This is a genomic window from Candidatus Auribacterota bacterium (genome assembly GCA_026392035.1).
Classification (GTDB): domain Bacteria; phylum Auribacterota; class Tritonobacteria; order UBA1439; family UBA1439; genus JAPLCX01.
Window position 1 is genome coordinate 1 of sequence record JAPLCX010000030.1, and the last position, 25522, is coordinate 25522.

Annotated in this window: 18 protein-coding genes and 1 riboswitch; of the genes, 7 read left to right on the forward strand and 11 right to left on the reverse strand. The window is 58.2% G+C overall.

The genetic code is table 11. The features are described from left to right. Window positions 1-423: 423 nt before the first annotated feature. The 3 genes from NTX71_03020 to NTX71_03030 form a co-directional block, all read right to left on the reverse strand. Window positions 424-1686 (reverse strand): (Fe-S)-binding protein, encoded by a 1263-nt coding sequence (locus NTX71_03020; GenBank protein ID MCX6338876.1) that lies wholly within the window; start codon window positions 1684-1686, stop codon window positions 424-426. A gap of 206 nt (window positions 1687-1892) precedes the next feature. Next, window positions 1893-3275, reverse strand: coding sequence for an FAD-binding protein (locus NTX71_03025; protein ID MCX6338877.1), 1383 nt, complete (start codon window positions 3273-3275; stop codon window positions 1893-1895). Window positions 3276-3697: 422 nt separating this feature from the next. Continuing rightward, a complete protein-coding gene (locus NTX71_03030; GenBank protein ID MCX6338878.1) occupies window positions 3698-4525 on the reverse strand; it encodes a PQQ-binding-like beta-propeller repeat protein in 828 nt (275 codons plus the stop codon). Between the two features lie 119 nt (window positions 4526-4644). After that, window positions 4645-4857, forward strand: a riboswitch (cobalamin riboswitch). A 321-nt stretch (window positions 4858-5178) separates the two neighbouring features. On the opposite strand from NTX71_03030, the gene NTX71_03035 reads away from it, so the two are divergent. From NTX71_03035 to NTX71_03060, 6 genes are all read left to right on the forward strand, one after another. After that, a complete protein-coding gene (locus NTX71_03035) occupies window positions 5179-7665 on the forward strand; it encodes a putative Ig domain-containing protein (GenBank protein ID MCX6338879.1) in 2487 nt (828 codons plus the stop codon). A 416-nt stretch (window positions 7666-8081) separates the two neighbouring features. Continuing rightward, window positions 8082-9005 carry a DUF4430 domain-containing protein gene (locus NTX71_03040; protein MCX6338880.1) on the forward strand — a complete coding sequence of 308 codons (924 nt, stop codon included), beginning with the start codon at window positions 8082-8084 and terminating at the stop codon, window positions 9003-9005. Window positions 9006-9497: 492 nt separating this feature from the next. Beyond that, the gene (locus NTX71_03045) at window positions 9498-10379 is read left to right on the forward strand and encodes an energy-coupling factor transporter transmembrane component T (protein MCX6338881.1); all 882 of its coding nucleotides are present in this window, start codon (window positions 9498-9500) and stop codon (window positions 10377-10379) included. Further along, the gene (locus NTX71_03050; protein ID MCX6338882.1) at window positions 10376-12007 is read left to right on the forward strand and encodes an ATP-binding cassette domain-containing protein; all 1632 of its coding nucleotides are present in this window, start codon (window positions 10376-10378) and stop codon (window positions 12005-12007) included. Before NTX71_03045 ends, NTX71_03050 begins: the two co-directional genes overlap by 4 nt. Continuing rightward, window positions 12004-12618 carry an ECF transporter S component gene (locus tag NTX71_03055; GenBank protein ID MCX6338883.1) on the forward strand — a complete coding sequence of 205 codons (615 nt, stop codon included), beginning with the start codon at window positions 12004-12006 and terminating at the stop codon, window positions 12616-12618. The genes NTX71_03050 and NTX71_03055 overlap by 4 nt, the downstream gene beginning before the upstream one ends. Window positions 12619-12669: 51 nt before the next feature. Continuing rightward, complete coding sequence (locus NTX71_03060; GenBank protein ID MCX6338884.1) at window positions 12670-13281, forward strand: hypothetical protein; 612 nt, start codon at window positions 12670-12672, stop codon at window positions 13279-13281. A 136-nt stretch (window positions 13282-13417) separates the two neighbouring features. On the opposite strand, the gene NTX71_03065 is transcribed toward NTX71_03060, so the two are convergent. The 6 genes from NTX71_03065 to NTX71_03090 all read right to left on the reverse strand — a co-directional run bounded on the left by NTX71_03065 (window position 13418) and on the right by NTX71_03090 (window position 23101). Further along, entirely contained in the window at window positions 13418-14353 is a 936-nt protein-coding gene (locus NTX71_03065) for a hypothetical protein (GenBank protein ID MCX6338885.1), read from the reverse strand. 283 nt (window positions 14354-14636) lie between these two features. Next, window positions 14637-15551 (reverse strand): 16S rRNA (adenine(1518)-N(6)/adenine(1519)-N(6))-dimethyltransferase RsmA, encoded by a 915-nt coding sequence (gene rsmA / locus NTX71_03070; protein MCX6338886.1) that lies wholly within the window; start codon window positions 15549-15551, stop codon window positions 14637-14639. Continuing rightward, window positions 15544-16542 (reverse strand): 4-hydroxythreonine-4-phosphate dehydrogenase PdxA, encoded by a 999-nt coding sequence (pdxA, locus tag NTX71_03075; protein MCX6338887.1) that lies wholly within the window; start codon window positions 16540-16542, stop codon window positions 15544-15546. The genes rsmA and pdxA overlap by 8 nt, the downstream gene beginning before the upstream one ends. Window positions 16543-16588: 46 nt before the next feature. Beyond that, a complete protein-coding gene (locus tag NTX71_03080; protein MCX6338888.1) occupies window positions 16589-17617 on the reverse strand; it encodes a peptidylprolyl isomerase in 1029 nt (342 codons plus the stop codon). Between the two features lie 301 nt (window positions 17618-17918). Continuing rightward, on the reverse strand, window positions 17919-21164 hold the full coding sequence (gene mfd, locus NTX71_03085) for a transcription-repair coupling factor (GenBank protein ID MCX6338889.1): 3246 nt from the start codon (window positions 21162-21164) through the stop codon (window positions 17919-17921). Between the two features lie 650 nt (window positions 21165-21814). Next, entirely contained in the window at window positions 21815-23101 is a 1287-nt protein-coding gene (locus tag NTX71_03090; protein MCX6338890.1) for a hypothetical protein, read from the reverse strand. A gap of 19 nt (window positions 23102-23120) precedes the next feature. On the opposite strand from NTX71_03090, the gene NTX71_03095 reads away from it, so the two are divergent. Then, on the forward strand, window positions 23121-23246 hold the full coding sequence (locus NTX71_03095; GenBank protein MCX6338891.1) for a hypothetical protein: 126 nt from the start codon (window positions 23121-23123) through the stop codon (window positions 23244-23246). A 274-nt stretch (window positions 23247-23520) separates the two neighbouring features. On the opposite strand, the gene folD is transcribed toward NTX71_03095, so the two are convergent. Together folD and NTX71_03105 are read right to left on the reverse strand one after the other, a co-directional pair. Then, window positions 23521-24414: a bifunctional methylenetetrahydrofolate dehydrogenase/methenyltetrahydrofolate cyclohydrolase FolD gene (folD, locus tag NTX71_03100; protein ID MCX6338892.1), complete on the reverse strand. Its 894-nt coding sequence runs from the start codon at window positions 24412-24414 to the stop codon at window positions 23521-23523. A 238-nt stretch (window positions 24415-24652) separates the two neighbouring features. Beyond that, window positions 24653-25456, reverse strand: coding sequence for an RnfABCDGE type electron transport complex subunit B (locus NTX71_03105; GenBank protein MCX6338893.1), 804 nt, complete (start codon window positions 25454-25456; stop codon window positions 24653-24655). Window positions 25457-25522 lie beyond the last annotated feature (66 nt).

Consider the following 25522-nt stretch of genomic DNA (forward strand, 5'->3'; position numbering starts at 1 on the left):
TTGCACTGCCGATAGCTCACCCCAATCAGCTCTGCGGCCTTCCTCAGCCTGATCTTGCACCCTTTTACCAGCCCCATCACCCCCAACCTGTCCCGCTCCTTACGGCTCATCTCCAGTATCCCCTCTCTCATTTCCACCCCCGTGTCGGGGGCTATTATAGGGGACATTTCTACTTTGGCAGATAGGGGACATTATCATTTTGGTATGACACGAAATATCTTCCCCGCGGGGAATACTACTTAGTGTTCACCACGGAGGCACGGAGACCACGGAGTCAGAGTATGGATTATCGGGTATAACCACTGAGAGCACTGAGACAAAAAGAAATGTTATTCAGTGACTACTGAAGGCACTGAAACCACTAGAAGTCGATTATCTTTCTCCGCGCTCTCCGTGCCTCCGTGGTGAGAATCATCATTAACTCTATTCGAGTAACGTTTTTGAGGTTCGGCGCGCCGGGCTCCCCGGGAAATCTCTTCCCTTGAGATAACTCATCTCGTACACCTGCGCAACGTGCATGACGGGAGTTTTCATCTGTTGCTGCGCGAGCTGGTCCTGAAGCTGGAGGATACAACCTGGGCATGCCGTGGCAACGATATCCGCCCCGCTCTCGCGCACCGCATCAACCTTTTTCTCCCCGAGGGCGCACGACACATCGTAGTGCGTCAGGCTAAAGGAGCCGCCGAGCCCGCAGCACTCGCCGGCGCGCTCCATCTCCACGAAACGGCAACTCTGGCGCAGAATCTCTCTCGGCGGTTGGCTCACTCCCCTCCCCCAGCGCAGGTGGCAGGGATCGTGGTAGGTAATGCGTTCATCCAGCGCGAGATTGCTGTAGCCGAGGAAGTCGTGGATGAACTCCGAGATGTCGTAGATCTTCTTTGAGAACTGCTCGGCCCCCTTCAGCAGCACCGGGTAATCGCGCTTCATGGTCAGCTCACAGGATGCGCAGCCGAGCACGATCGCGTCCACCTTATCCGGTTCGAGACACTGCACATTGCGTCGGGCGAGCGCGCGCGCCGCCTCCATGTCGCCGTAGGCAAGCACCGGCGTGCCGCAGCACAGCTGTGAGCGGGGAAGGATGATATCCACGCCATGGAGCTCGAGGATATGCATGATTGAGGCGGCAATCTCAGGAAAGACGTAGTTGAGCATGCATCCGAGGAAGAGTGAGACCTTGATATCGCCGCGGCCCTTGATGATCTCGGGCAGCCTCCGGAGTGCGGGTCGTGCGGCGATGCGGGGAATATTTCGTTTCCCCTTGAAGAACAGGGGGAGATGTCTCAGCGGCTGGCTCCTGCTCTTCCGCAGAAACTTCTGCAGGAACCGCGCCGCACTGATCGCGCTGTCGTATACCCTGCGCCGGGGAAGAACCCGGCGGAATATGAAGCGGGCGAACCGGCTCAGCCCCATCTCTCTCGCGAGCATCTCCCTGGCGCTCCGGACAATCAGGTCTATCCGGACGCCGCTCGGGCATGCCTCGCTGCAGCGCATGCAGCCGTAGCAGCTCATGAGGATTTCCCTGCCGTAATTGGTGGGAATGGCCCGCCCTTCCAGGATCGCCTCCAGCAGGCTGATCCTCCCCCGGGCAACTTTCGTCTCGTCCCTGCTCACGAGGAACGTGGGACACACGGCGCGGCACTTTCCGCACTTCGCGCAGCGCTGAATCTCGTGAACAAGGTCTGTCATAGTTATGCTTTCACCACGGACCTGCCCGCCGGCAGGCAGGGACACGGAGGTCACGGAGATCTTTAAAACAGCAACAACAGTTTCTGGTTTCTGGAAGAATATTTGATCTGTGTTTATCTGTGGTTAAAACTAATCCGCATCATCAGCTTAATCCGTGGTTAAACTCTTGAGTTTCTCTGTGTGCTCTGTGTGCTCCGTGGTAAAAATCAATCAATAAAAATCTTGCCGGGGTTGAGGATATTGTTCGGATCCAGGAGCCTCTTGATCCCGCGCATCAACGCGATCTCCTTCTCCCCCACTTCCCAGCTCAAGAATCTTGCCTTCGTGGTGCCGATGCCGTGCTCGCCCGAGATACTGCCGCCCAGAGCGAGTACGTGTTTGAAGATATCCTCGACCGCCCTATCTGCCCTCGATCGCTCGGCTTCGTCCGCACTGTCGTACAACACGTTCACGTGGATGTTCCCGTCTCCGGCGTGACCGAAACAGGCAATCGCCACCTCATGCCTGCGCGAAATTTCCGAGATGCCATCAAACAGCTCGAGCATCCTGCTGCGGGGGACACACACGTCCTCGTTCAGCTTCCCCGGGCTCAGGGAATAGAGGGCCGGGGACGCCGCCCGGCGTATCTCCCAGAGTAAATCGGCCTCAGCCACGTCTCGCGGCGAATCGACCTGAGCCGCTCCAGTCGCACCGCAGATCTCGGCCATGCGCGCGGCCTCCCTCGCGACACTCGATTCGGGGCCGTCAGACTCGGCGAGGATGATCGCCTTCGTGGACGGCGGTATTGCGAACGGCTTGTAGTTCTGGATGCAGCGGATGGTCAGCTCATCCATGATCTCCAGCGTCCTCGGTATAATTCCCTCGGAGACAATGGTGGTGGCCGCGCGCACCGCATCGCCGATCTGAGCGAAATACGCCATCAGCGTCCGGACGCTCTCGGGAAGCGGGAGGAGTCTCAGCGTGGCCCTGGTGAAGACGCACAGTGTACCCTCCGAGCCGATCAGCAGCCTCCCCAGGTCGTACCCCACCACGCTCTTCATCGTCTGGCTCCCCGTGTGGATTATCTCTCCCGTCGGGAGCACCGCTTCCGCGGAGAGCACGTAGTCGCGCGTCACGCCGTATTTGATGCAGCGGAGGCCGCCCGCGCATTCAGCGAGATTGCCTCCGATCGTGCAGAACTCGTTGCTGGCGGGATCGGGCGGATAGAAGAGCCCTTTCCGCTCGACCGCCGATTGGAGGTCAGAGAGCACCACCCCGGCCTCCACCATTGCGGTCATGTTCGTATGATCAATTGACAGGATACGGTTCATCCGCGCCGAATCGAGGACGATGCCTCCCTTCAGGGGCAAAGCACCGCCCGTGAGGCCGGAACCCGCGCCGCGCGGATACACCGGGATGAGTTTCTCGTTGGCCAGGAGTAGGATACGAGAAACCTCCTCCGCGCTCGCCGGTTTTACGACAGCCTCCGGGAGCGCTTGCTCCTTCGTCGCATCACCGCCGTGACAAATACGATCCTCGAGGGCGCATGAGGCGTGCCCCTTGCCCACGATAGCCCTCAGCGCTGTCAGCAGCTCATTTTTCTGTTTCAAAACTTCTCCCCCGCTCTGTCGCGCAAGAAACAGTGAACGTAACCCCTCAGTTATCAACGATAATGCAATCGTCATTCCCGTCCCGCTAAGCGGGAGGAATCCAGTGCTAAAGCTTTTCAAAGCCGGACTCCCGCTTTCGCAGCACAGACAGCCCCACCACAACTGAGGCATCACCAACAAAACAATTTTATCACTGCTCAGTAGATTCAGCAATTCGTAAACAGTGAGGGCGCTCCACAGATGGTGACTCGTCAAATTATAAAAGGTAAGATATGGCAAGGATTTGGTGCGATTTACTGGGCAGGAATATAATCCGCAGCTCTGCCGGTTGAGCGACGCGTGCACTGCGCCGCACCCATGACTACCGTACGTCCCGAATATAGGCCGTAACATACTCCGCGCGTCTTAATTATGTAAAACGTCTACGAACCAACCGTCGCCGATTTCTTATTCATCATGATGACATACGGGCTGTCCGGCTTGAGATCAGACAATTTCTTTATCGGCGGCTTCTTGCCCGTCTCTATAGCAGCCGTATAGAAGGTGATCGTCTTCCCCTTCATGGATTTGGGGATCCTGACAGCCGGGCGAACTGTCTTGAAATACGGCGCATTGTACCTGCGCACGTTCTTGTAGAGCGGTGTGATCCCCTTCTTGATCTTGCCGTTCATGTAGATCGTGTAAACACCGGCAGGCGTTTCGGCAAGGAAATAGAAGTCGAATGGCCTGGTGATATCCTCAAGCAACGCGATGCCGAGCGTGAACGGCTGTCCTGCCGTCAGCGGCCCCGGATCAAGGACCAGCGGTGGTATCGGCGTTGCCGTGGGAGCCGGAGGCGTAGTCGAAGGTGTCGACGTAGGAGACAATGTAGGAGACATCGTCGGTGTCTCTGTCAGTGTGGGGGTGATGGTCGGCGTCTCCGTGGGCGTCTCCGTCGGTGTCTGAGTGGGTGTTTCTGTAGGCGTCTCAGTCGGTGTAGGCGTAGGGGTGGAAGTAGGTCCCTGCTCGATACAGTAAAGAGCATTATCATCCGCGCCGACATATACCCTGCCGTCACTCCCCAGCGCGGGAGATCCCATCAATGCAGCTCCGGTCGGATAACTCCAGTTGAGCGTACCGTTATTATCGCCGTCATTACACAGCCCGGCGTTGTGTAATGGGGAGTCAATCAGATAATTGACGCCTCTTTTATTATCCAGCCTACTCCATCCAATGTCCCTCGGAATTGGGTATTTGCAAATTTCTATCAAAAGGTAAAGCCTTTTTTGCACAGCCTTTTTTCCCCAGGCCTTTTTGCATCAAGGTCAACATTGCTTTCTTGCCCCCCAAACGGTAGTTAGGCAACTGAACTACGCACTTGACTGACTCGTACCCCTGGGCGTATCATGTGTGCATTCTTTCATAATCGCTCTTTTGAGAGGGAAGGCGGTGAAAAGCCGCCGCTGCCCCCGCAACTGTAAGTGGCATAGCGCGCTGTCCACCGGCCACTGGATCAGTGAATCGTCCAGGTCGCTGTTCTGGGAAGGCCGATGGCGTAAAAGGGCCACGAGCCAGGAAACCTCACGTCAATTTTTCTCCGGGGTGGGAGAAGCGGATACCGTAATGGCTAAGCCCTTCGCTCCGGCGGAGGGCTTTTTTATTGTGCACGGGGGATATAACCACTGAGGGCACTCGAACCACCAATGACAAAATTCAAATGACAAAACGTGATATTTGTCATTTGTGATTTGGTATTTGCCATTTCTGCAACATTTCAGTGTCCCTGCCCGCCGGCAGGCAGGTTCAGTGGTTCAAATGCAAAGTGTGAGGAGTATAATCAGCGGTTAATAATCTATTGCGTTATCGAGTATTGGTATCATGCCAATCTTGAGTTGATGAGTAGACCACGCGAGGCTGCATAGTTATGAAACTTTGGAAAATTGCGCCACTGTGTCTTGCCCTTGCGCTCCTGTGGATCGCCCTAGCATATTTTCATCAGCCGGTTCAGAAGGCCCCTCAACGCCCGCTTCGCATCGAGCGCCGCAGAGAGGCCAATTCCTATCGCACGGATCGAACAAAAAACAGATCACGTAACCTCACGCCTATTCATGCCGATGCCCTGCTCGCATCTGTTTTTCATGAGGATCGCACCACGGGTAACGCCGCCATTCCTCCGCCACAGAAGACCGAAGTCCCCCACTCTGCTCCCACGGCTGAGCGCGCGAAAGAGCCCACTCCGGGAAATCCCATTGAGCCTCGCGCGGCAGATGAAGCTGCCAGCCGCGATCATGCTGATCCTACCCCCCCGCCCTTTGTTATCGTAACCACCAAGCTCCCGACCGCTTTTGTGGGAGCGAGCTACTCTGCTTCGCTCGTCGCAGAGGGAGGCACATCCCCCTATATCTGGAGTCTTCCCGAGGGGGCTCTCCCGAAGGGGCTCTCGCTCGATGGGAGCAAGGGGATAGTGTCAGGCACTCCCCAGTCGCCCGGCACTGCGCAGCTCTCGCTCAAGGTGATCGATGCAGCCCGGCGCAGCGCCTCGGCCTCGTGTGCGCTTGAGGTTAGAGAACAGGGAGGCATACTCGTGCCGATGGTTGCCGGCCTCCACTCGCAACCCCTCTATCTCATCACCGGCACGCTCCCCCAGGCGAAGGTGGGCGAAGCGTACCGTTCTCAATTCGCGGCGACAGGCGGCACCCCTCCCTATCTCTGGTCAATCCACACCGGCAGCCTGCCTGAGGGAATCACGCTCGAGCGCCTGACCGGCTCGCTCACGGGAACCCCTTCCACACCCCAGCTCGCCGTGTTTCAGGTAAAGGTAGTCGACAGCGAAGCGCACGCTGACATCGCTGAAAACCGGATCGTGGTGGTGGGCCCTGAGCTGGTGATCGCCACCATTTCGATCGAAACTGGAACGGTGGGTTCTCCTTACGAGCAAAAGCTCGAGGCAACAGGAGGCGCGCCACCCTACAGTTGGAACATCTCATCGGGAACGCTCCCGGGCGGCCTTTCACTCGATGCGGGCAGCGGGCTGATCAGCGGCACGCCCACGGAGCACTGCGACACCCTCCTCGCGGTCCAGGTCTCTGACAGCCAGGGGGCGATGGCCTCGGAGGAATTGGAGCTCCTGGTAGCTTCGTCCTCCCTCGCTGTCGTCACGGAGAGCCTTCCCCAGGGTGAGCTCAACAAGGCATACGCGGCCACGCTCGCGGCGGGCGGCGGCGTGACCCCGTACAAATGGTCACTGACAGTCGGTCAGCTCCCGCCCGGTCTCACGCTGAATCAGGCGACGGGCATTATCGGCGGGACTCCTTCAGGGGGAACCGGGGATTACGGGCTCACGTTCAGCGTGACCGACCAGGAGGGAACGCAGGCCAGCCGGGCGCTCACGCTCTCAATCGTCGTATCGTCAACACTCATGGTGACCGATCTGAACGCGGTTCCCAGCGACCAGAAGGTAGGCCTCACCTGGAGCAACCCCGCCGCGAAAGACTACTCGCGCACCGTCGTCCTCAGGAGCTCCTCGTACTATCCGTCGGGCGCAGGAGATGGGACGGTGATCTACAGCGGCAGCGGCGACAGCTATCTCGACACCGGGCTTCAAAACGGCGCCTCCGTCTACTATGCCGCAATTGCCTACGCGACCTCCGGTGCGCCGGGCGTTATTGCCGAGAGCTCCAAAACCTGCGCCATGCCGCAGGCGGTCACCCTCTCAGGCGCCGCAGATCCGTTCGCCGACGCCGTGGCGTCCTTCCAGCCCCTCTCGCCCGGCGGCTTCGGGTCGGGCAACCTCTCCTGCGTCCTCGGCCCCCCGTTCGGCGGTGGAGTCATGCGCGGCTCAACACACGTGGTATCCCTCCACGCGCGCGCCAACGAAGACGGCGGCGCCTCGGCCCCGTACGGCGGGAGCATCACGCTCCAGTTCACCAATAATATTGTGGTGAATGGGCCGGGCCCTGATTTTATTATTTTTGAAAACGTCTTTTACGCGGGCGGGGATCCGCAGCAGCGGTGGATGGAGCCGGCGATTGTCGCCGTCAGCCGTGACGGCTCCCGCTACTACACGTTCCCCTACGATTTCGTTCCGCACTACACCGCGAGCGGCGAGATCAACTGCTATAACCCATACTGCTACAGCAAGGGGTTCGCGGGCGTCAATCCCGTCTTCAGCAATGGCGGCTCGCCTGACCCGCGCGCTCCATCCGCGGCAGGGGGTGACGCGTTTGACCTCAGCAAGATCACCCAGGTCAGCCTCGACTGGATCCGCTACGTGCGGATCACCGCCACGGGCGACAACTGGCTCACGGACATGAATGGGGACCGGGTGCGCCATGTGAGGGACACTGGAGCGTGCAGCGGGGGCGGCTCCTCAGGTTTCGATCTGGACGCGATATGCGCGATTAACTACTAGCCCATGGTCCACAGTCGATGGTCCATGGCATGGAGGAAGAAAATGCGAACCGAGAAGATAACGGGGCGCTTCAAAGTACTCACCCTGCTCATATAGTGCAAACCACAGATGAACACAGATAAAATATGATATGAAACAGGATGCACGCAGATGAACGCAGATGAACAGTTATTTCTCCCTCACCCCCACCTAACCTCCCCCCTCGGAGGGGGAGGAATCTTTAATATGTATTCCCACAAAATGGAAGACACCCATTTTTATCAGGTGTATCTGCGTACATCTTGTTCCCTCAAAAATAATCCGCGTAATCAGTATAAATCCGCAGCTTTAAATGTAATATCTGTGTGTATCTGCGTGCATCCTGTTTCAAAATACGTAGTGGTTATATGTTAATTCCCTTATTTGGTTCAAAATAGATGAAGAAAATGCTGATCTGGACAACTATTCTCCTGGGCATCGCCACACAGGGCGTCTATGCCGCGGGTGAAGGCTATGTGACGCTCCGCGTGGGCCGCGATTTCCGCAACCCTCCCCTCCTCGAAAAAAGGGTGAGTTTCTCGGGCCAGTCCGTCATGAAGCTTTTACAGTGTTGTGCGACCGTTGAGACCGCTTTCGGGGGCGCGTTCGTGCAATCCATCAATGGGTTGCGCGCCGGGAAAAACAGGGGGGCGGGCCGCTCCTGGTTCTACTATGTCAATGGCCTGATTGCCGGCGTGGGCGCCGCGCAGTACGTTCCCGAAAATGGCGATTGTGTATCGTGGGACCTGCACGCGTATGAAGGGGTGGGCGCCATCCCCGCCCTGATCGGCTGTTTTCCCCACCCATTCCTCAGCCCCCAGAGATCGCGCGCCGCGTTTCCGCTCATCCTCCACGACAGCGCCTCGCGCGAGAAGGCGTGCGCCCTCGCGCGTGTGCTGGAGCGGCAGGGGGTCAAGGGAATCCGCGTGCAGATGATTTCAGACGGCCCCATCCCGGACAATACCCCCTCAATAATCATCGGGAGATGGGACGAAATATCCCGCAGCAGCACGGTGAAGCGCGTCTACGAACACAGAGATGCATGTGGCGTTTTTGTTGAATTCAATAGCGAGGGGCTGCGCATCCTGGCCCTGGATCGCACGCCGCGCACATGCCTCCCCCGGGCAGGGGCTATCCTCGCCGCGAGGGGAGGCCGCGCGACAGCGGTTCCGATCTGGCTCATCACGGGGACCGACCATGCGCGAACCTCGGAGGCAGCGGATATTCTCATACATGAACCGGGGAGGATAAAGGGCATGGTCTCTGCCGCTATTTCGGGAGGGAGGCTCTATCCGGTTCCGATAATAGATATGACCGAATAGTACAGCTACCATAATAACCACAGATAAACACAGCGCGGCCGTTGGCCGCAACCAATTTTTACCACTGAAGACACTGAATTCACTGAACACAACATTCTACGGTAAAGAAAGTTACGAATACCAAGCGAAAAACTTTCTCAAATTAAAAAGTTTTGCACACTTGTAGTACAGATGAACGCCGATACAAATTGCGAAACTGGATTCACGCAGATAGGACTACAGTTACTAATGGGAGCACATTATTCTTTGCGCTTTATGATATTGTCATTGCGAGCGAAGCGAAGCAATCTCCTGCTGCGCATAGAGTTGAGATTGCTTTGTCGCTGCGCTCCTCGCAATGACATGTCAAGTATTTTATGCTCCCCTTAATAAAAGCGCAAAGTTGAAGGTGTCCAGGGAAATAATATCTTCGAACGGTGGGCGTTACACATTTGGCCGTAGTATTCATCTGTGGTTTACCATATGTCAATATTCACTATTGTTGATAATCTGATGAATGAACGAACAGTGAGCCGCCATTTTCACCCCATCGCCGCCTTGTGCTACGCCGGGGCGCTCTTCGTCCTCGCGATGTCCTGGTCGAATCCGCTGTGGCTCATCCTCCTGCTCACGTTCACCGCGACATGCCTCCTCGTCATTTCCGACTGGCGCGCATGGAGGAATGCTCTCGTGCTCTCCCTCTCCATGGCGCTCGTCGTCTGCCTGGTGAATGCGTTTTTCGCTCCTGCGGGCGCAGCAACCGTCGTCAGGGGACCGGTAATGCTCCTCCTCGGGCGGTTTCGCCTCTGCCCCGGGGCGCTCCTGTTCGGCCTCGCCGCGGGACTCAAGATCCCTCTCGCCGTCAGCATATTTGTTCTCTGCGGGGAACTCATGGACCAGGATGAGGTGCTTTCCTTCCTCTCGCGTTTCGCTCCAAAATCCTCCCTCGTGGCGACACTTGCGACACTGATGATCCCGAGACTGAGGCGCGAGCTCGAGAGGATCCGCACGGTGATGAGCATGCGCGGCGCGAGTCTCGATGACCGCCGGCTGATCGCCCGCATCAAGGCATCGCGTCCGCTCCTCCACGTGCTCCTGCTCTCGTCCCTCGACGGCGCGTGGGATACCGCAGCTTCTCTCAGTTGCCGGGGGTTCGGCTCGGGGAAACGGAGCTCGTACGGGAAGCGGCCGTGGTTGGCGCGTGACTGTTTCCTCCTCGCCGGAGCGCTGCTCGCGCTTATCCCCTTCGCGATCGGGCTCGCCGCGGGCAAGGGCTGCTATCATTTCTATCCCCGGCTCGATCCGGTGGTGAATATGTCGGACATCCCATCCCTTATCCTGATTCTCTCCCTCCTGTCCCTGACCTTCTCTCTCGCATGGAGATCGACGCGATGAGCCTTTATGAGATCGAGCAATTGACATACTATTACCCGGAGACGGCCCGGCCGGCGCTCGACCACGTCAACCTTCTCCTCGACGAGGGAGAGCTCGTGCTCATCACCGGGCCCTCCGGCGGCGGGAAAACGACGCTCGCGAGGGCGCTCTCGGGCCTCGTGCCGCATTTCTTCGGCGGCAAGATCGGCGGCCGCGTGAGTTACCGCGGGAATCCCCTGGACAGCCTTGACCGCCGCGCGCTCAACGCCGAGATCGGCGTGGTGACGCAGGATCCCGAGAAGCAGATCCTCATGAGGGGCGTTGAGCGAGAGCTCTGCTTCGGGCCTGAGAACCTCGGCCTCCCCCCCGAGCAGATTGCGCGCCGTGTCATGGATATGGCGGGCCTCCTCGGGCTCTCGGGGCTCCTCCGCCGCCGCACCGATGAGCTGTCGGGGGGCATGAAGCAGCGGACCGTCCTGGGCGCCGTCATGGCCATGGGCGCGCGCGTCATGATTCTCGACGAGCCGACATCACAGCTCGATCCCGCGGCCGCTGACGATCTGCGGGGATTTCTCTCCCGCGCGCGGGATGAGCTCGGCTACACCATACTGCTCATCGAACAGAGACTCGAGCACTGCCTCCCTATGGCCGACCGCGTGCTCTTCATCGATCGCGGCCGCCTGAATTTTGACGGCACGCCGCGCGACTTCCGCCGCTGGGCAGCGACGCAGGCGCCCTATGTCCTGCCGCGCGGGCCAGGTATCTCTTTCGTCGGCAGCCCTGACGATGCGACGCCCAGCGCGAGCGGCGAGCTCTGCCCCCCGCCCGCTCCCGGATCCCACGCGCCCCCCCCGCGCGCTGAGCCCCTCGCCGAGCTCAACAATGTCTCATTTACCTACGGGAGCGACGGCCCGGCGCTCAGGGAGGTCACACTCGCTGTCGGGCAGGGTGAAGTCATCTCGATCCTGGGGCCGAACGGCTCGGGCAAGAGCACGCTCCTGAAAATCATCTGCGGCCTCCTCCCCCCCTCACGGGGGACGGTCACTGTCGCGGGCAAGAAACCATCCCAGCGCCCAAACCGCGAGAAGGCTTCTCTCTGCGGCTACCTCTCGCAGAATCCCGATGATTTCCTCTTTCACGAAACTGTCTTTGACGAGGTCGGCTACACCCTCCGCAATCTCGGCCGATATGACGAGGACAGCGTGCGTGCGGCCCTCGCGCGGTGGGGGATTGCGCATCTGGCCGACAGGAACCCGAGGGAATTGAGCGCCGGGGAACGCCAGTGCGTCGCCCTCGCCGCAGCCACGATCGCATCGCCGCCGCTCCTGCTGCTCGACGAACCGACGCGGGGGCAGGATGGCCGGCTCAATGAGCAGACGGGCAGGCAGTTCGCCGCCTTCGCGCGCGAGCGCAATGCCGCGGTGATCGTGGTCACCCAGGACGTCGAATTTGCGGCATCGTGGTCTCATCGCATCGTCCTGCTCTTGAACGGCACGATCATCGCCGACAGGCCGAACCGGTCAACCCCCGCCGGCGCGCCGTTCGACCCCTCTCAGATGAGCAGTCTATTTCGCGGCGTGTGGATATCGGGGGGGCATGAGGAGTGCAGCATGCCTCGCGGCGCTGAGCCTGATCGAGAGCGCTCATGATGAATAAGGGATTGTTGAGCCTCGCTGCGGCGATGGCCGTTGTGTGTTATGCGTTCTATCGTTTTGAAAAGGGTAGGTTCTCGTCAAAGGAAATATCGCTCATCGCCGTCCTCGCCGCGATCGCGGCGGTCGGCCGGATCCCGTTCGCCGCGCTCCCGAACGTTCAGCCAACTACATTCTTCGTCATGATTTCCGGTTTTGTCTTCGGCCCGGCGGCGGGCTTCCTCGTCGGCGCCGTGGCGGCATTCAGCTCCAATCTCTTTCTCGGGCACGGCCCCTGGACAATCTGGCAAATGCTCGCATGGGGGGCGTGCGGCGCCTCTTCCGGCGTCCTGGGGCTCCTCATGCCCCGGGCGGGCAGGATGACGCTCGCCGTGTTTTCGGTGCTCTGGGGCTACCTGTTCGGCTGGGTGATGAATTTCTGGTACTGGTACTCTTTTGTCTATCCCCTGACCATATCGTCATGGGTCGCGGTCAATGCCGCCTCGTTTTATTTCGACACACTCCACGCCGCCGGGAATGCCGCCTTCTTTCTCTTCCTGGGCAATGGGTGCATCAGCGCGATGCGCTATTTCAAGAAACGGCTTGAATTGTCGTACATTACAGGTTAAACTATTTCCAGCGGCCGTCTCTTGGCCAACCTGGCGCAGCGTGGTAACACAATGAAAACAATACTCGCCGTCACCATCTCTGCTGTTCTTTCGCACGTCTGTGTTTCACTCACCGCCGGAGCGGAAGGCACGGAACTCAATAAGGGGGGGTATGAGATCAGCTGCGACGGAGGGAAGGTAACCGTTCTCGCAAATGATGCGAATGTGGTGCAGCTCCTCAAGGAGTTTTCCCAGAAGAGCGGCATCACCTTCAATAAGTACATTGGCAAGACACAAACGGTCACGCTCGATCTCAGCGGCGTCACGGTCGAGGAGTTCCTCGATCGGCTCCTCGGGAGCTACGTGGCGACGTCAAAGAAGAAGAACGGCACCACGCGCATCAGCTCGGTCACCATTATGGACGAGGGGGGCGAGAAACCTCAGGCTCCGCATGAACCGCCGCCGCCACGCGAGCCGGAGGATCCCAACGCGGGGCGGGGAATGATGCCTCACGGCCCCGGGCAAGAGGGACGGGAGTCCCCGTGGCGAAAAGATCGCTCGTCAAAGTCACCCCGCAGGCGGATACCCCATGACTCACGGCCGCCTGATTCGCCTCCTCAACCGGCCGAAGAATCAGGGCTGGTGCCTCCGCCGCCAGACCCAGCGCAGCAGCCGGAACCATGATCCCAGGGTGGGGAAATAGCAGATGGTTTGAATCGTTTGAACTGTTTGAGCCGTTTGAACCGTAAAGAGGCTCAGACTTTTGAAGCTCCTTGCGGCGCAAACGATTCAAACTGCTCAAGCTGTTCAAACCTATCTTCTATTTCGCCCAATCGGGATAACGGGTATAATCATTGTGGTAGGTCAGGCGGATTTCGTTTGAGCCGTCGCGGTCCATCACGTAGAGCTCGTAGCAGCCGGTCCTGTTCGACGCGAATATGATCTTCTGGCCATCTCGCGAATAGGTGGGATCATAGTCGCTCCCCCGGTCCTCCGTCAGGCATCTCTTATTTCCGCCGTCGGCATCCATCTCCCAAATGTCCACGTTCTTGCGGAGAGAATAGCCCCCATCCGAATAGGCGATCCGCCGGCCATCCGGCGACCAGCGCGGGCGGCACGCTCCCCTGGGGTTGCCTGTCAGTCGCTTCTCATTTTTTCCCGTCACGTCAATCATGTAGATCTGATGGCTCAGGTATCTGTCCGAGGTGAAGACGATTTTCCCTCCATCCGGCGACCATGCGGGAACACGCCGCGTCCCCTTCTCTGTGTGCGTGATATTGATCATCCCCGTCCCATCCTTGTTGATTATGAAGAGATTCTCCGGCGCCTTTTTGTCCGGCTGCGCCCAGAAGCAGAGCCTCGTGCCATCGGGAGACCAGCTAGGGTCTTCGTTGATGGGGTATTGCCGGGTCACCGTACGCACATTCTTCCCATCGGCGTCCATGAGGTAGATCTGCCTCGTCCCATCCCTGTCAGAGTAGAAGGCGATCTCTCTGCCGTCGGGAGACCAGCGGGGGTATTCGTCCAGGGCGCTGTTCTCCGTCAGCCGCCTGCTCCCATACGAAGCGAGGTCCATCACCCAGATCTCGCTCTTCTTCCCCTCCCCCCTCTGGTACACCAGCCTTCCCGCGAGCGACGGGCGCTGCTGCCCGCCTCTCGCTTCAGATGACGCGTCGCGGCTGCCGCAACCATGGGCCGCGAGGAGAGCCGCAAGGAGTACGCCGCCCGATCGCGCGATGACTGTTTTCATGTCCATCCCTACCTCCACAAGGAGTAAAATCCGAACGGTCAACAAAACCCAAGAACGCGGGGACCCGTATTTTGAATAACCAAACCTAAATCTAACCAAATATTGAAATTATAATATAACCACAGATGAACACAGATAAATACTACGGCAGAAAGTGCAAGGCTTAAAGTTGAAAGAAATTATGTCACTGTAAACCTTCAACTTTAAACTTTCAACTGTGGTCCTATTTATGTGTATCCCTGCCTGCCGGCAGGCAGGTGCGTGCATCTGTGGTGTGCCACGTTCGTATCTAGTGTGCCGAGTCTACCAAGGCCTGGTGAAATTTATCGACCGCGCAGAGACGATTGCAGAGGGACGCCAGCTCTTCCATGCCCAGCTGCTCCGGGCGCGACAACGGGCTGATCCCGGCAGCCGAAAATATTCCGGCGAGTGTTCCCTCTCCCTCCAGTCCCCGCAACGCCTGCCTGAGCACCGTATTGATTGCCTTGCGGCGATGTGAAAAAAGGAGGCGGACCATTGAGAAAAATGCCTCGCCGTCGATGAGGCTGACGGGCGGCCGTGCCCGCGGTGTGAACACGACTACCGCTGACATAACCTTCGGCCGCGGGTAAAAGGCTGACGGCGGTATCGTGAAAACCTTTTTTACGTCAGCGTGGTACTGGCAGAATATCGTGAATGCGCCGTAGTCCTTGCCGCCGGGGGGGGCGGTGATCCTCCCGGCAAGCTCCTCTTGGACGGTGAGCACGAGGAGCGCCAGCGCCTCTCGCGCCTCCAGGAGATCCCCTATGAGCGGGCCGCTGATGGAATAGGGGATAGTGGAGACCACCTTGACCGTACGCCTCCCCTCCCCCATTCTATGCGCCAACTCGCGAAGATCGATTCTGAGCGCATCCCCTTCGATGAGTTCGAACCGATCCACCCTCCCGAAACGCCTGCGCAGCCATGCGACGAGCCGCGCGTCACACTCGATAGCGACCAGGCGGCCCGCCTCCCGCAGAATTTCCTCCGTGAGCGCTCCGAGGCCCGGCCCGATCTCAAGGACGGCATCCCCTTTCGTGAGCCGGGCGGCGTGGACGATTCTCGCCGCGGCGTGCGGGCTCGCGAGAAATGACTGCCCGCGCCACTTGCGGGGACTCACGCCGAGAGAGCCGAGCAGCCTCTTTACAGAACCGGGACCCCTGACGGGCGCGTATAGTTCACTCATGGGTGCGGCGGCACAATCGCGCGGCGAGCGTGATTGCCTCCACCATGCTGGCCGGGTCGGCGATCCCCCTCCCCGCGATATCGAACGCGGTGCCGTGGTCGGGAGACGTCCTCACGATCGGCAGGCCGAGGGTGACATTGACCCCGACGTCGAAGGCGAGCATCTTGAGCGGTATCAGGCCCTGGTCATGGTACATGGCGACGATGACATCAAAGTTCCTGCGGTGAGGCTCGACAAAGATCGTATCGGCGGGGAATGGGCCGCGCGCACGAATCCCCTCACGGACTGCCGCCGCAATCGCCGGGGAGATCTCCTCGATCTCCTCCCTCCCGAACGCACCTCCCTCGCCGGCATGGGGGTTGGCCCCGCAGACTCCCACTCTCGGCCGCCGTATGCCGAGCCGGACGCATGCGCCATGGGCGAGCCGTATCGTAGTGAGGATCATCGCGCGGCCCAGGCGGCGGTGCACCTCCGCGAGCGGAATATGGATAGTCACGAGCACGACCCTGAGGCCCCGCCCCGTGAGCATCATGGCGTGCCGCGCGGCTCCGGTCAGATGCGCCAGGCAGTCCGTGTGCCCCTGATAGCGGTAGCCCGCCCGATGGATCGCTTCCTTGCAGATCGGAGCCGTGACGATACCGTCAACCCTTCGCGAGAGGGCCGCGTCCACGGCGAAGCGGATATATCCCATTGCCGCCTCGCCATATGCCCTCCGGATCATCCCCCAGCGATGCTCCCTGATTCGGCGGCACGGGTTGATCACCGGGACGGCCGAGGTTCCAGGAGGGATCTCGGAGAGATCGCGCACGGGGATGAAGCGCACCGCGCGGCTCGTGAACGCGCGGCACTTTTCGAGCAGCGCCATATCGCCGATAACCAGCGGACGGCACACCTTCCTGACGGCACTCTCGGAAAGGGCCTTCACGGTAACTTCCGGGCCGATGCCGCCGGCATCGCCCATGGTTATGGCAAGGAGCGGCTTTTGTTTCATGTCATCAATCTCTCGCGGTCACTTTCCCGCCATCGTCTTCGTGCCTCTATTTCACCACCGATATGTACGCCTTGTTCTTCAGCCTCGTGATCCACTCGTCACGCTTTGTGCTCGCCTTTTCGTTGAAGAGCTTTCCCTCTATCTCCGCATAGACCTGGGTGAGTGGCTTGACGGAGGATGGCTTCTTCTCATGGAGCATGATAATGTGGTAGCCGAGTGAGGACTTGACGATCCCGCTGTGCGCTCCCGGTTCCAGCGCGAACGCCGCATCCTCCAGCTCTTTGTTCCAATGCCCCCGCCCGATGAATCCCCAATCCCCTCCCCTGCTCGCGTAAGGGCAGTGCGAGTATTTTTTCGCCAGCTCCGCGAACGGCTCCCCCGCGTTGAGCCTGCCGAGGATCTCTTTCGCCACCCGCTCCGCTTCTCCCGGCTTCTCGGGCTTCTCCCTGATCCATATCTGGCTCACGTGTATCTTCTCGCTCTCCGTGAACTCCTCCTTGTGCGAATCGTAATATTCCCTCACCTCCATCGGGGAGACACTGCACTTCGAGGAAGCCTCCTTGATGAGCATCGCCTTCACCAGGGTGCGATCCTCCTGCTGGGCGCGGAACCGCTCCATCGTGGTTCCCTCCCGCTTCATCTGCTTGAGAAACTCCTCCTCCGAAGGAAACTTAGCCTTGATCTGGGCGATTGATTGTTCCACGTCCTTCGCGAACTCGTCACCCAGCAGCCCCTTGATATTCTGCTTTTTAGCTTCCTGCAAGATGAGCTTCTCCTCGATGAGATGGTTGAGCACGTCGCGCCTCGCCTTCTGGAGCATCGAAAAGAGCTCAGCACCCGAGTAGATCCGCTCGTACTGTTCGAAGATCGGGGCGAGAATTCTCTCCAGCTCGGAGTAGGTGATGATCTCGTCGTTGATTACCGCCACGATCTGCTCCTTGATTTCCCCCGCGGCAATCCGTGCGGAGAGCATGAGGACGATCACGAGGGACAGCCGTCCGAGAGCGGCGAGGAACGCCCCTCCGGCAGGTCGGCGGCGGCAATACGCATCAGATGATGGCGCGGTGAAATTCATAGATTGGCTTGAGCAGGATCGGCCAGGCGATTGCGGAGACACCGGTGAACATTGGCAGCATGAGGCCCTGCGGTATCCGGTACTCCGCTCATCAGCTTCCCGTGGGGCGGCGCTACTTCTTGGCCTGTTTCGCCCTCGCGGCAATCAAAATCAGGAGGACAATGGCAATGATAATTATAATGGCAGCTTGCATCGTGTGCCTCTCCCGCATTGTTACAGTGGGTTTATGTCTCTCTCCTCATTATAAAATATGCGGCTTGAAAGGCAATGGAATAATTGAGCGGGCGTCATCTCCCCCCTCTCACAGTTGTGCAATCTTCTCCCGTATCTCCCTCAGCGCATCCAGCGGTGTTTTTTTCGTGAGGCGGGGATAGCGGCCGCCGGGGCGGAGTTCCTCGCCATGCTTCACCGCGACAATCCTGTCATCCTGAAGCGATATCGAGCGTATCCCCCTTGCTTTCGCATTGAGCTTCAGCCGGCACATCTCGAGAAGGAGCACCGCCTCTTTCGGTAGCGGGCCGAAGCGGTCCTTGAGCTCGCCGGCGATCCACTCAATGTCTCTCTCGCTCTGTATCTCCCCCATCTTCTTGTACAGATCGATCCGCTGATCCTCCGCGGGGATATAGCCCGCGGGGAGCCCGGCCGCGAAAGACAGATTCACCTCAATATCCTCAATCCCCGCAACCTCTTTTCCCCTGAGGGTGTCGACGCTCCTCTTGAGCAGTTTGCAGTAGAGGTCAAACCCTATCGCCGCGATGTGCCCGTGCTGCTCGTGGCCCAGGATATTGCCGGCGCCGCGGATCTCCAGGTCGCGCAGGGCGATTTTGAAGCCTGAACCAAGGCTCGTGTGGTCCATCAGGGCTTTCAACCTCCTGCGGGCATCGTCAAGGAGCCCCATCCCCTTTGAGTAGAGCAGGTATGCGTATGCCCTGCGCCGGTAGCGGCCCACGCGCCCCCTGAGCTGGTAGAGGTCCGCGAGACCGAACCGGTCGGCGTGGTCAATGATGATGGTGTTCACGTTGGGGATGTCCAGCCCCGACTCGATGATCGTGGTGCACACGAGGATATCAATCTTTCCCTCCACGAATCGCCGCATCACCTCCTCGAGTTCGTCATCCGCCATCTGTCCATGGCCCACCGCGAGGACCGCCTCCGGAACAAGCTTCTCAATCGTTTCTCTCATCCGCTCGATTGTCTCGACATAGTTATGGACAACGTAGACCTGACCCTCCCGTCCGAGCTCCCTGCGTATGGCGTTCCTGATGAGCTCCTCGTCGTGCTCGCACACCGCCGTTTCGATGGAGAGCCGGTCCTCGGGAGGCGTGGCGATGGTGGACATATCCCTGATTCCCGCCAGGGACATGTAGAGCGTGCGCGGGATCGGCGTCGCCGTCATCGTCAGGACGTCCACCATGAGCCGCAGCTTCTTGAACTTCTCCTTGTGCTGCACGCCGAACCGCTGCTCCTCGTCAATGATCACCAACCCCAGATCCTTGAACGCCACGTCAGGCTGTATGAGCCGGTGCGTGCCAATCACGACATCAACCGTACCGCGCGTCAGGCCATCGATCACGCACTGCTGCTCCTTTTCGGTCCGGAAACGGCTCAGCATCTCTATCTTGACGGGGTAATCAGCGAAACGGTCAGTGAAGGTGCTCAGGTGCTGCTGGGCGAGGACGGTGGTCGGGACAAGGATGGCGACCTGTTTGCCGTCCATGACCGCCTTGAAGGCGGCCCGTATCGCGACCTCTGTTTTGCCGTAGCCGACATCGCCGCAGACGAGGCGGTCCATCGGGTGAGAGCGCTCCATATCCCGCTTGACGTCCTCGATGGCGGATGCCTGGTCAGGCGTCTCCTCGTAAATGAATGCGTTTTCGAACTCCTTCTGCCAGGCCGTGTCGGGAGGAAACGCGCGCCCCTCCCTCGACTGCCGGGCCGCCTGGAGCTGGAGGATCTCCGCCGCGTAATCGAATATGGCCCTCTGCGCGGCGACCCGCACGCCCTGCCAGCGCCCGCCGCCGAGCCGATCAAGATTCGGAGGGGTCTTGCCGAAGCCGATATAGCGCTCCACCAGTCCCGCCTGTTCCAGCGGCGCGTACAGCTTCGATTTCTCCTGGTACTCGATGCAGATAAATTCCTTCTCCGCGCCATCCTTCACCAATTTTTTTATTCCCCGGTAAATCCCTATCCCGTGGCTCACATGCACCACATAGTCGCCGGGCTTGAGCTGGGTGAATTCCTTGAGCGGAACCGTCCCCTTGAACCTCCTCCTCGGACGGTGCACCCTGTAGCGGGCGAATATCTCCGCGTCCGTGAGGACCAGGATCCGGCCCTCGGGGAAAATAAATCCCGAGCTGAGCTGCCCCACGAACATATCGCTCCCCGGCGGCAACTGTATCTCCCGTTCCCTGAGGAGGTCACGCAATCGCTCGCGCTCCGCGTCGTTGTTGCAAAAAATAAAAATCGCCATCCCCTGCTTCACCCACTCCGCGAGGGAGCCGAAGATCCTCGTCCCCCACTCGGCACCGAGCTCCCCCCCCAGGGCGAGCGCGCGGTACGGCTCAAGCGACTGGAATGCGAGTTCGAGCCCCTGGGCATCCGGGCGCGCAGGTGAGCTCTCAGGAAGCAGCGAGCAATATACCGTCTGCCTCGCACCGATCAAACGGGAGATCTCCGCCGGGGAGAGAGAATATTCGCCTCCGGGCTCCGCGTCCTCCATGAGACGAAGGCTCGCGGCAGGTTCATGGAAAATGATTATCGCATCATCCGGGAGATAATCGAAGAGCGTCCCGAGCCTTTCCCGGTAACGCCTCAACAGCATGAGCTCTGAGAAAGGCGTTATCGCGCTCCCGGCGAGCTCGGAGATGGTGCGCTGGGTCTGCGCGTGGAATTGCCTGATCGTCCCGACCTCGTCGCCGAAGAACTCGATCCTGATTGGGAAATCCGCGGCGGGAGGGAAGAGATCAACGATGCCGCCCCTCACCGAGTACTCCCCCTTGCTCTCCACCATCTCCACCCGATGGTACCCGCCTGCCTCCAGATAGCGCAGAAGATGCTCTCGCGGGAGACGCTGCCCGGGCGCAAGTTTCAGTATCTCTGAAGCATAATCATCCAGCAGCGCCAGCCGCTGGGCGAGCGAACGGAGCGAGGCAACTACGATCACCGGCGTTTCGGCCCTGCCTGCGCCCCGTCGTCCGGCGGCGCGATCCCGCGCCAGCTTCTCCATCAGAAAGAACCGCTCGCCGATGATATCCGGATGGGGTTCTACATTTTCCTCCGGGAGCGTTTCCCATGCGGGGAAACAGCAGATATCGCCTCCGCCGAACGTTTCCATGTCAGCGGCAATCTCCTCAACCTCCTTCGGCCCTTTTGTGATGAGCACAATCGGCCTCGCTGTTCGTTCGCGGACAAGAATAGAGAGGTACGCGAGCGAAGCCCCGAAGACTCCGGAAATATTGAGAGAGGTCCCTCGTCCAAGGTGCGCAATGAGCTCTAAAAATGAGGCTGGTATCCCCGCCCCGGCAAAAAGCATATTCCTTGATCTCATCCGCTCCTTATCAAGAGGCCCGGCGTCCGGATTCAATGAAGCATGGGGGGAATCTTTACGTTGCGGCGCAGTCATACAGTAAAAATAGCATATCCGCAATCTAATTACAAACTGCGGGATAATGGGTCATTTATGGTAGGGCATAGGTAACATCTTTATAGCCCCACAACTGATCCATTGCGCTGCGGGAACATATAAGGCTCTCGCACACGGCTCGACACTGGCAGGATTCAGCGATGAGATGAAAAAGAGGAGCCAAAATATATGAGAGTGCAGAAACTCTATTAAAAGGCCGTCATTTTTTTATTGCACATCACTGCAATTTTGATATAATGTAAGCATAATATAAAGGGTGCCCCTGGGCTGGTTCGAGATATCCTGAGCTTTTTAGGCTTTGTGAGGAAATCAGTAACCGAGCCCCGAGCACCCTATGTTTTTCTTATCTCCCATCGCATTTGATATTACACTATTTTTAGCCCTCAGTCAAGCAGGGATCGCGTAAAAATCCCCCGTCGCATAACCACTACGGTAGTTTTTCACCACGGAGACACAGAGAGCACGGAGAGGATGACATCGGAAGCAACCACTGAGGGTACTGAATGCACTGAGAGAATCTTTGTAGGGCAGCACTTCACAACGTCTACAGCGTGCTACAACCTACGCTTCGGATCGCTGGCTGTCTTGATTTTTTCCAAATCACCTTCCTTAATTATGTAGAAATACCAGACTTCCGTACCATCCCTCTTTAAGATAACATGCTCGTCGGGATTTATACCGGACCTTAGAAACAATCGCCTCAGTCCATGCGCCGATCTTTTGGGGGAATATCTGGACATGTGGACTATGTACACATTGCCGACTTGATCATAGTCATAGAAGAGTGGATTTATTATCTGGATACCCTCTCTGCTCATGCCTTGGAAAAAGAGGCCGTCAGCCCTCGGAATAAACCCAATGTGCGTGTGATGGTGAGGAGAGCATCGCGACTTCAGCGTTGCCTGTATCGTCTTAATGTCGGAGTTGGTTATGTAAGGTACATCATCATGTCTTGGCATCTGCATTTCATGCCATTTGGGATGAGCTGCGTAATTGAACGGGTTTTCAATCCAATGGATCGCATAGCCCCACCAGATAAGCTGGATCACCAACGCTGCCATTGTTATCCGTCGAAAAAGCGCAGTCAAAGCGGCAGCGAGGTTATACGCCACATGCACTATTAGGATGAATAAGATTAGATGGCCGATACCATCAAATACGTCATACCACATTTCGGCGCCGACTAACTTGACGAGCAACGCAGGCACCCCGAGAAACAAGAGGAATACAGCACGGATGTCTTTTTTGACGCAGTAAAAATAACAGAGCAAGATTAGGAATAGGATTGATAGATTGTATCGGTTAAACATACGCCGAGGCGCGCTGCTTTTTAATTTTCTCGCGAATTGCGTTGCCATGTCAGACCAAAACCATTGCCATTGGAGAATGACGTATAGGAGGTAGCCGAGGAGAAGAGCAATGGCTAGTGAAATAATTGCGAGATCGGATTTTGTGAAATCCCTTCCCCTCAATTGTCCTCGCCCGTTGGTGAAGTAATACATACACGCCCCCGCGATGAAATACAGGCCGTTGGGGTGTATAAGCGGTGATAATAACAGTAGGGCCAGCCCTTTATAGATCATTTTCCTCTGTAACATCATGAAACCGAGACATATCACGCATAAGAGCATAGCCTCCATGCGGGCGACATTACCGGCGGCGATGAAATACCTATTGAGAAAGAAGAGGCCGCACACCAGCACTGAAGGTGTGTCGAGGCCGTAATGCCTGGTAAGGAGAGTGAGCAGGATGAAGGAAATCACCATGGATACAAGAGATATCGTCCGTGCGGACACGAAGGAGAAACCAACAATCTTGAATAACGTCCCCGTCACAATCATGTAGCCGGGGGGCATCCACATGATAGTGCGCTGTGGGTTGAGGGCCGGGGAGAACAAAGAGTTGGTGTCCTTGAACGCTATCGCCTGCCAGAGAAAATTCGGCTCATCGGGCCATGGCAGGGGAAAAATAAAAGAGGCGCGGTGACACAATAGTATGTAGCAGATTATGAAAAACAGAGTGAGTCAACGTGGGAGAAATAGGTTGCTTGATAGTTTTACACGCATCTTGGAAACTGTTCCGTCATCCGAAGATATGCACACGCATTTTAGAACATCACACCCTCATGAAAGTTCAGAATCTTATTTGAATTCGGAGCGATCAGGTAAATCGGTGCTCAAGAAATATTTTTCAAGCCCTTTCCCGAAGGGATCCCTTGGGAGCGTGTCCTTCGTGGTGAAAAAAAGTTTCTGGGGTGCGGCTAACGGCCGTTAGCCTGGCAGGATTGGGCGGCGGCCTTCAGGGTGTTCCGAAGCAGCATGGCGATCGTCATCGGGCCGACTCCGCCCGGCACGGGGCTTATGGCAGCCACATTAGGGGCGACCTCGTCAAAATCCACATCCCCGACGAGCCGGTATCCGCGTTCTACAGTTTTGTCCTCCACCCGGTTGATGCCGACATCTATGACCGCCGCGCCTTCGCCCACCATATCGGCTTTGATGAAGCGGGCCTTCCCGATGGCCGCGACCAGTATCTCCGCCCGCCGCGTATGCGCGGCCAGGTCGCGCGTTCCTGTATGGCACAGCGTCACCGTCGCGTTCGCCTCGCGCCGCCGCTGCATGAGCAGCGCCGCGAGCGGTTTCCCCACGATAGTGCTCCTCCCGACGATCACCACATCCTTCCCGCGCCATGACATCCCCGACCGGATGAGGAGCTCCACGATCCCCATGGGCGTGCACGGGCAGAACCCCTCCTGGCCGAGCAGCAGTTTGCCCATGTTCACGGGATGGAAACCGTCCACGTCTTTTTCTGGAGAAGCGGCGGCGAGTATTGTGTGCGTGTCAAGACCCGCGGGGAGAGGGAGCTGGACAAGAATCCCGTGCACCTCTGGGCTGGCATTCAGCTCTTTGATTTTGGCGAGGAGCTTCTCCTCCTTTGTCAATGCGGGAAAGGAGAATTGCCAGGAGCGAATACCCGCCTCTTCGCACGCCCGCTCCTTCATCGTCACATACGCTCGGGATGCCGGATCGTCGCCGGCCGTGATAAAGGCAATGCCGGGGACAACGCCTTTCTCAAGGCGCAGCTTCCCAACCGCTTTCTTTATCTCCTGCGTGATTTCGGCGGCAATCTTTTTACCATCCAGAATCTTAGCCATGGGTCACCTAATCTTAACCAGAAATGCAACTTAACTTACAACCACAGATAAACACAGGTTAACACAGATACGTATTTTGAAACAGGATGCACGCAGATACACACAGATTAAAATGATATTTCTAGAAACGCGAAACTAGAAACCGATACCCGTTTTTTGCATCTGTGTTCATCTGTGGCTATCCAACTAACGTTGGCGTTAGTTCGATAAATTCAAGTCTGACCCAAGGCGCGAGCACTCACACCTTGCGAATGATAAAGCATCTCGATGGGCACTTCTCCGCCGCCGCCGCAAAGTCATCCCAGTCCGGAGGGAATTCCGGCAAGTTATTTTTCATGACCACCTTGCCTGAAGGTGTAATCGCGGGAAGAGCGCAGAGGCCGCACGCGGTGCAGCCAACCGTGCAGACCTGTTTTACCTTCTTCCCCTTCTCCCTCGACACACAGCCGAGGTACACCCTCTGCCGGCGCGGGATGAGCGCGATGACATTGCGGGGGCACATGGCGGCGCATTTGCCGCACGCCGTGCACTTCGCTTCTACGATCTCAGGCAACCGGTTTGCGGTCATCCGGATCGCGCCGAACGGGCAGGAGCCCACGCACGACCCCATGCCGAGGCACCCATAGATACAGGACTTCGCGCCCGCATCGAGAACCTCAATCGCCACGCAGTCCTCAACACCCCTGTATCTCGCCTTCTCCCTCGCCTCATCCCTCCCCCCCCGGCACTTCACAACCGCCACGCGCGGCTCGGCGGGGAGCTCTTCCCTCCCGAGTATCTGCGAAACCTTCTTTACCGCCGCGGCGCCGCCGGGCGTGCACTGACGCGCGTGCGCCTTCCCCGCCACGAGCGCCTCAGCCATCGCGTTGCACCCCGCATAGCCGCACACGCCGCAGTTGAGCCCCGCCAGGGCACCCGCGACTTCTTCAATCCGCGGGTCGATCCTGACGGCGAAGATACGGCTGAATATTGCCAGGATCAGCCCGAGGCACAAGCCCATGAGGCCGAGCACCAGCAGCGATAACATCACGACATTATGCATCTTTCAAATCCAAAACCCCAACAATCCTGCGAAATCCCAAATCCCAAATTCCAAATCCCAAAATCA

Bases quoted from the DNA above. Each gene is read 5' to 3' on its own strand.
- NTX71_03020 (MCX6338876.1), bottom strand. From the start codon at position 1,686: ATGACAGACCTTGTTCACGAGATTCAGCGCTGCGCGAAGTGCGGAAAG.
- NTX71_03035 (MCX6338879.1), top strand. From the start codon at position 5,179: ATGAAACTTTGGAAAATTGCGCCACTGTGTCTTGCCCTTGCGCTCCTG.
- NTX71_03040 (MCX6338880.1), top strand. From the start codon at position 8,082: ATGAAGAAAATGCTGATCTGGACAACTATTCTCCTGGGCATCGCCACA.
- NTX71_03045 (MCX6338881.1), top strand. From the start codon at position 9,498: ATGAATGAACGAACAGTGAGCCGCCATTTTCACCCCATCGCCGCCTTG.
- NTX71_03050 (MCX6338882.1), top strand. From the start codon at position 10,376: ATGAGCCTTTATGAGATCGAGCAATTGACATACTATTACCCGGAGACG.
- NTX71_03055 (MCX6338883.1), top strand. From the start codon at position 12,004: ATGATGAATAAGGGATTGTTGAGCCTCGCTGCGGCGATGGCCGTTGTG.
- NTX71_03060 (MCX6338884.1), top strand. From the start codon at position 12,670: ATGAAAACAATACTCGCCGTCACCATCTCTGCTGTTCTTTCGCACGTC.
- NTX71_03065 (MCX6338885.1), bottom strand. From the start codon at position 14,353: ATGGACATGAAAACAGTCATCGCGCGATCGGGCGGCGTACTCCTTGCG.
- rsmA (MCX6338886.1), bottom strand. From the start codon at position 15,551: ATGAGTGAACTATACGCGCCCGTCAGGGGTCCCGGTTCTGTAAAGAGG.
- pdxA (MCX6338887.1), bottom strand. From the start codon at position 16,542: ATGAAACAAAAGCCGCTCCTTGCCATAACCATGGGCGATGCCGGCGGC.
- NTX71_03080 (MCX6338888.1), bottom strand. From the start codon at position 17,617: ATGAATTTCACCGCGCCATCATCTGATGCGTATTGCCGCCGCCGACCT.
- mfd (MCX6338889.1), bottom strand. From the start codon at position 21,164: ATGAGATCAAGGAATATGCTTTTTGCCGGGGCGGGGATACCAGCCTCA.
- NTX71_03090 (MCX6338890.1), bottom strand. From the start codon at position 23,101: ATGATTGTGACGGGGACGTTATTCAAGATTGTTGGTTTCTCCTTCGTG.
- NTX71_03095 (MCX6338891.1), top strand. From the start codon at position 23,121: ATGATAGTGCGCTGTGGGTTGAGGGCCGGGGAGAACAAAGAGTTGGTG.
- folD (MCX6338892.1), bottom strand. From the start codon at position 24,414: ATGGCTAAGATTCTGGATGGTAAAAAGATTGCCGCCGAAATCACGCAG.
- NTX71_03105 (MCX6338893.1), bottom strand. From the start codon at position 25,456: ATGCATAATGTCGTGATGTTATCGCTGCTGGTGCTCGGCCTCATGGGC.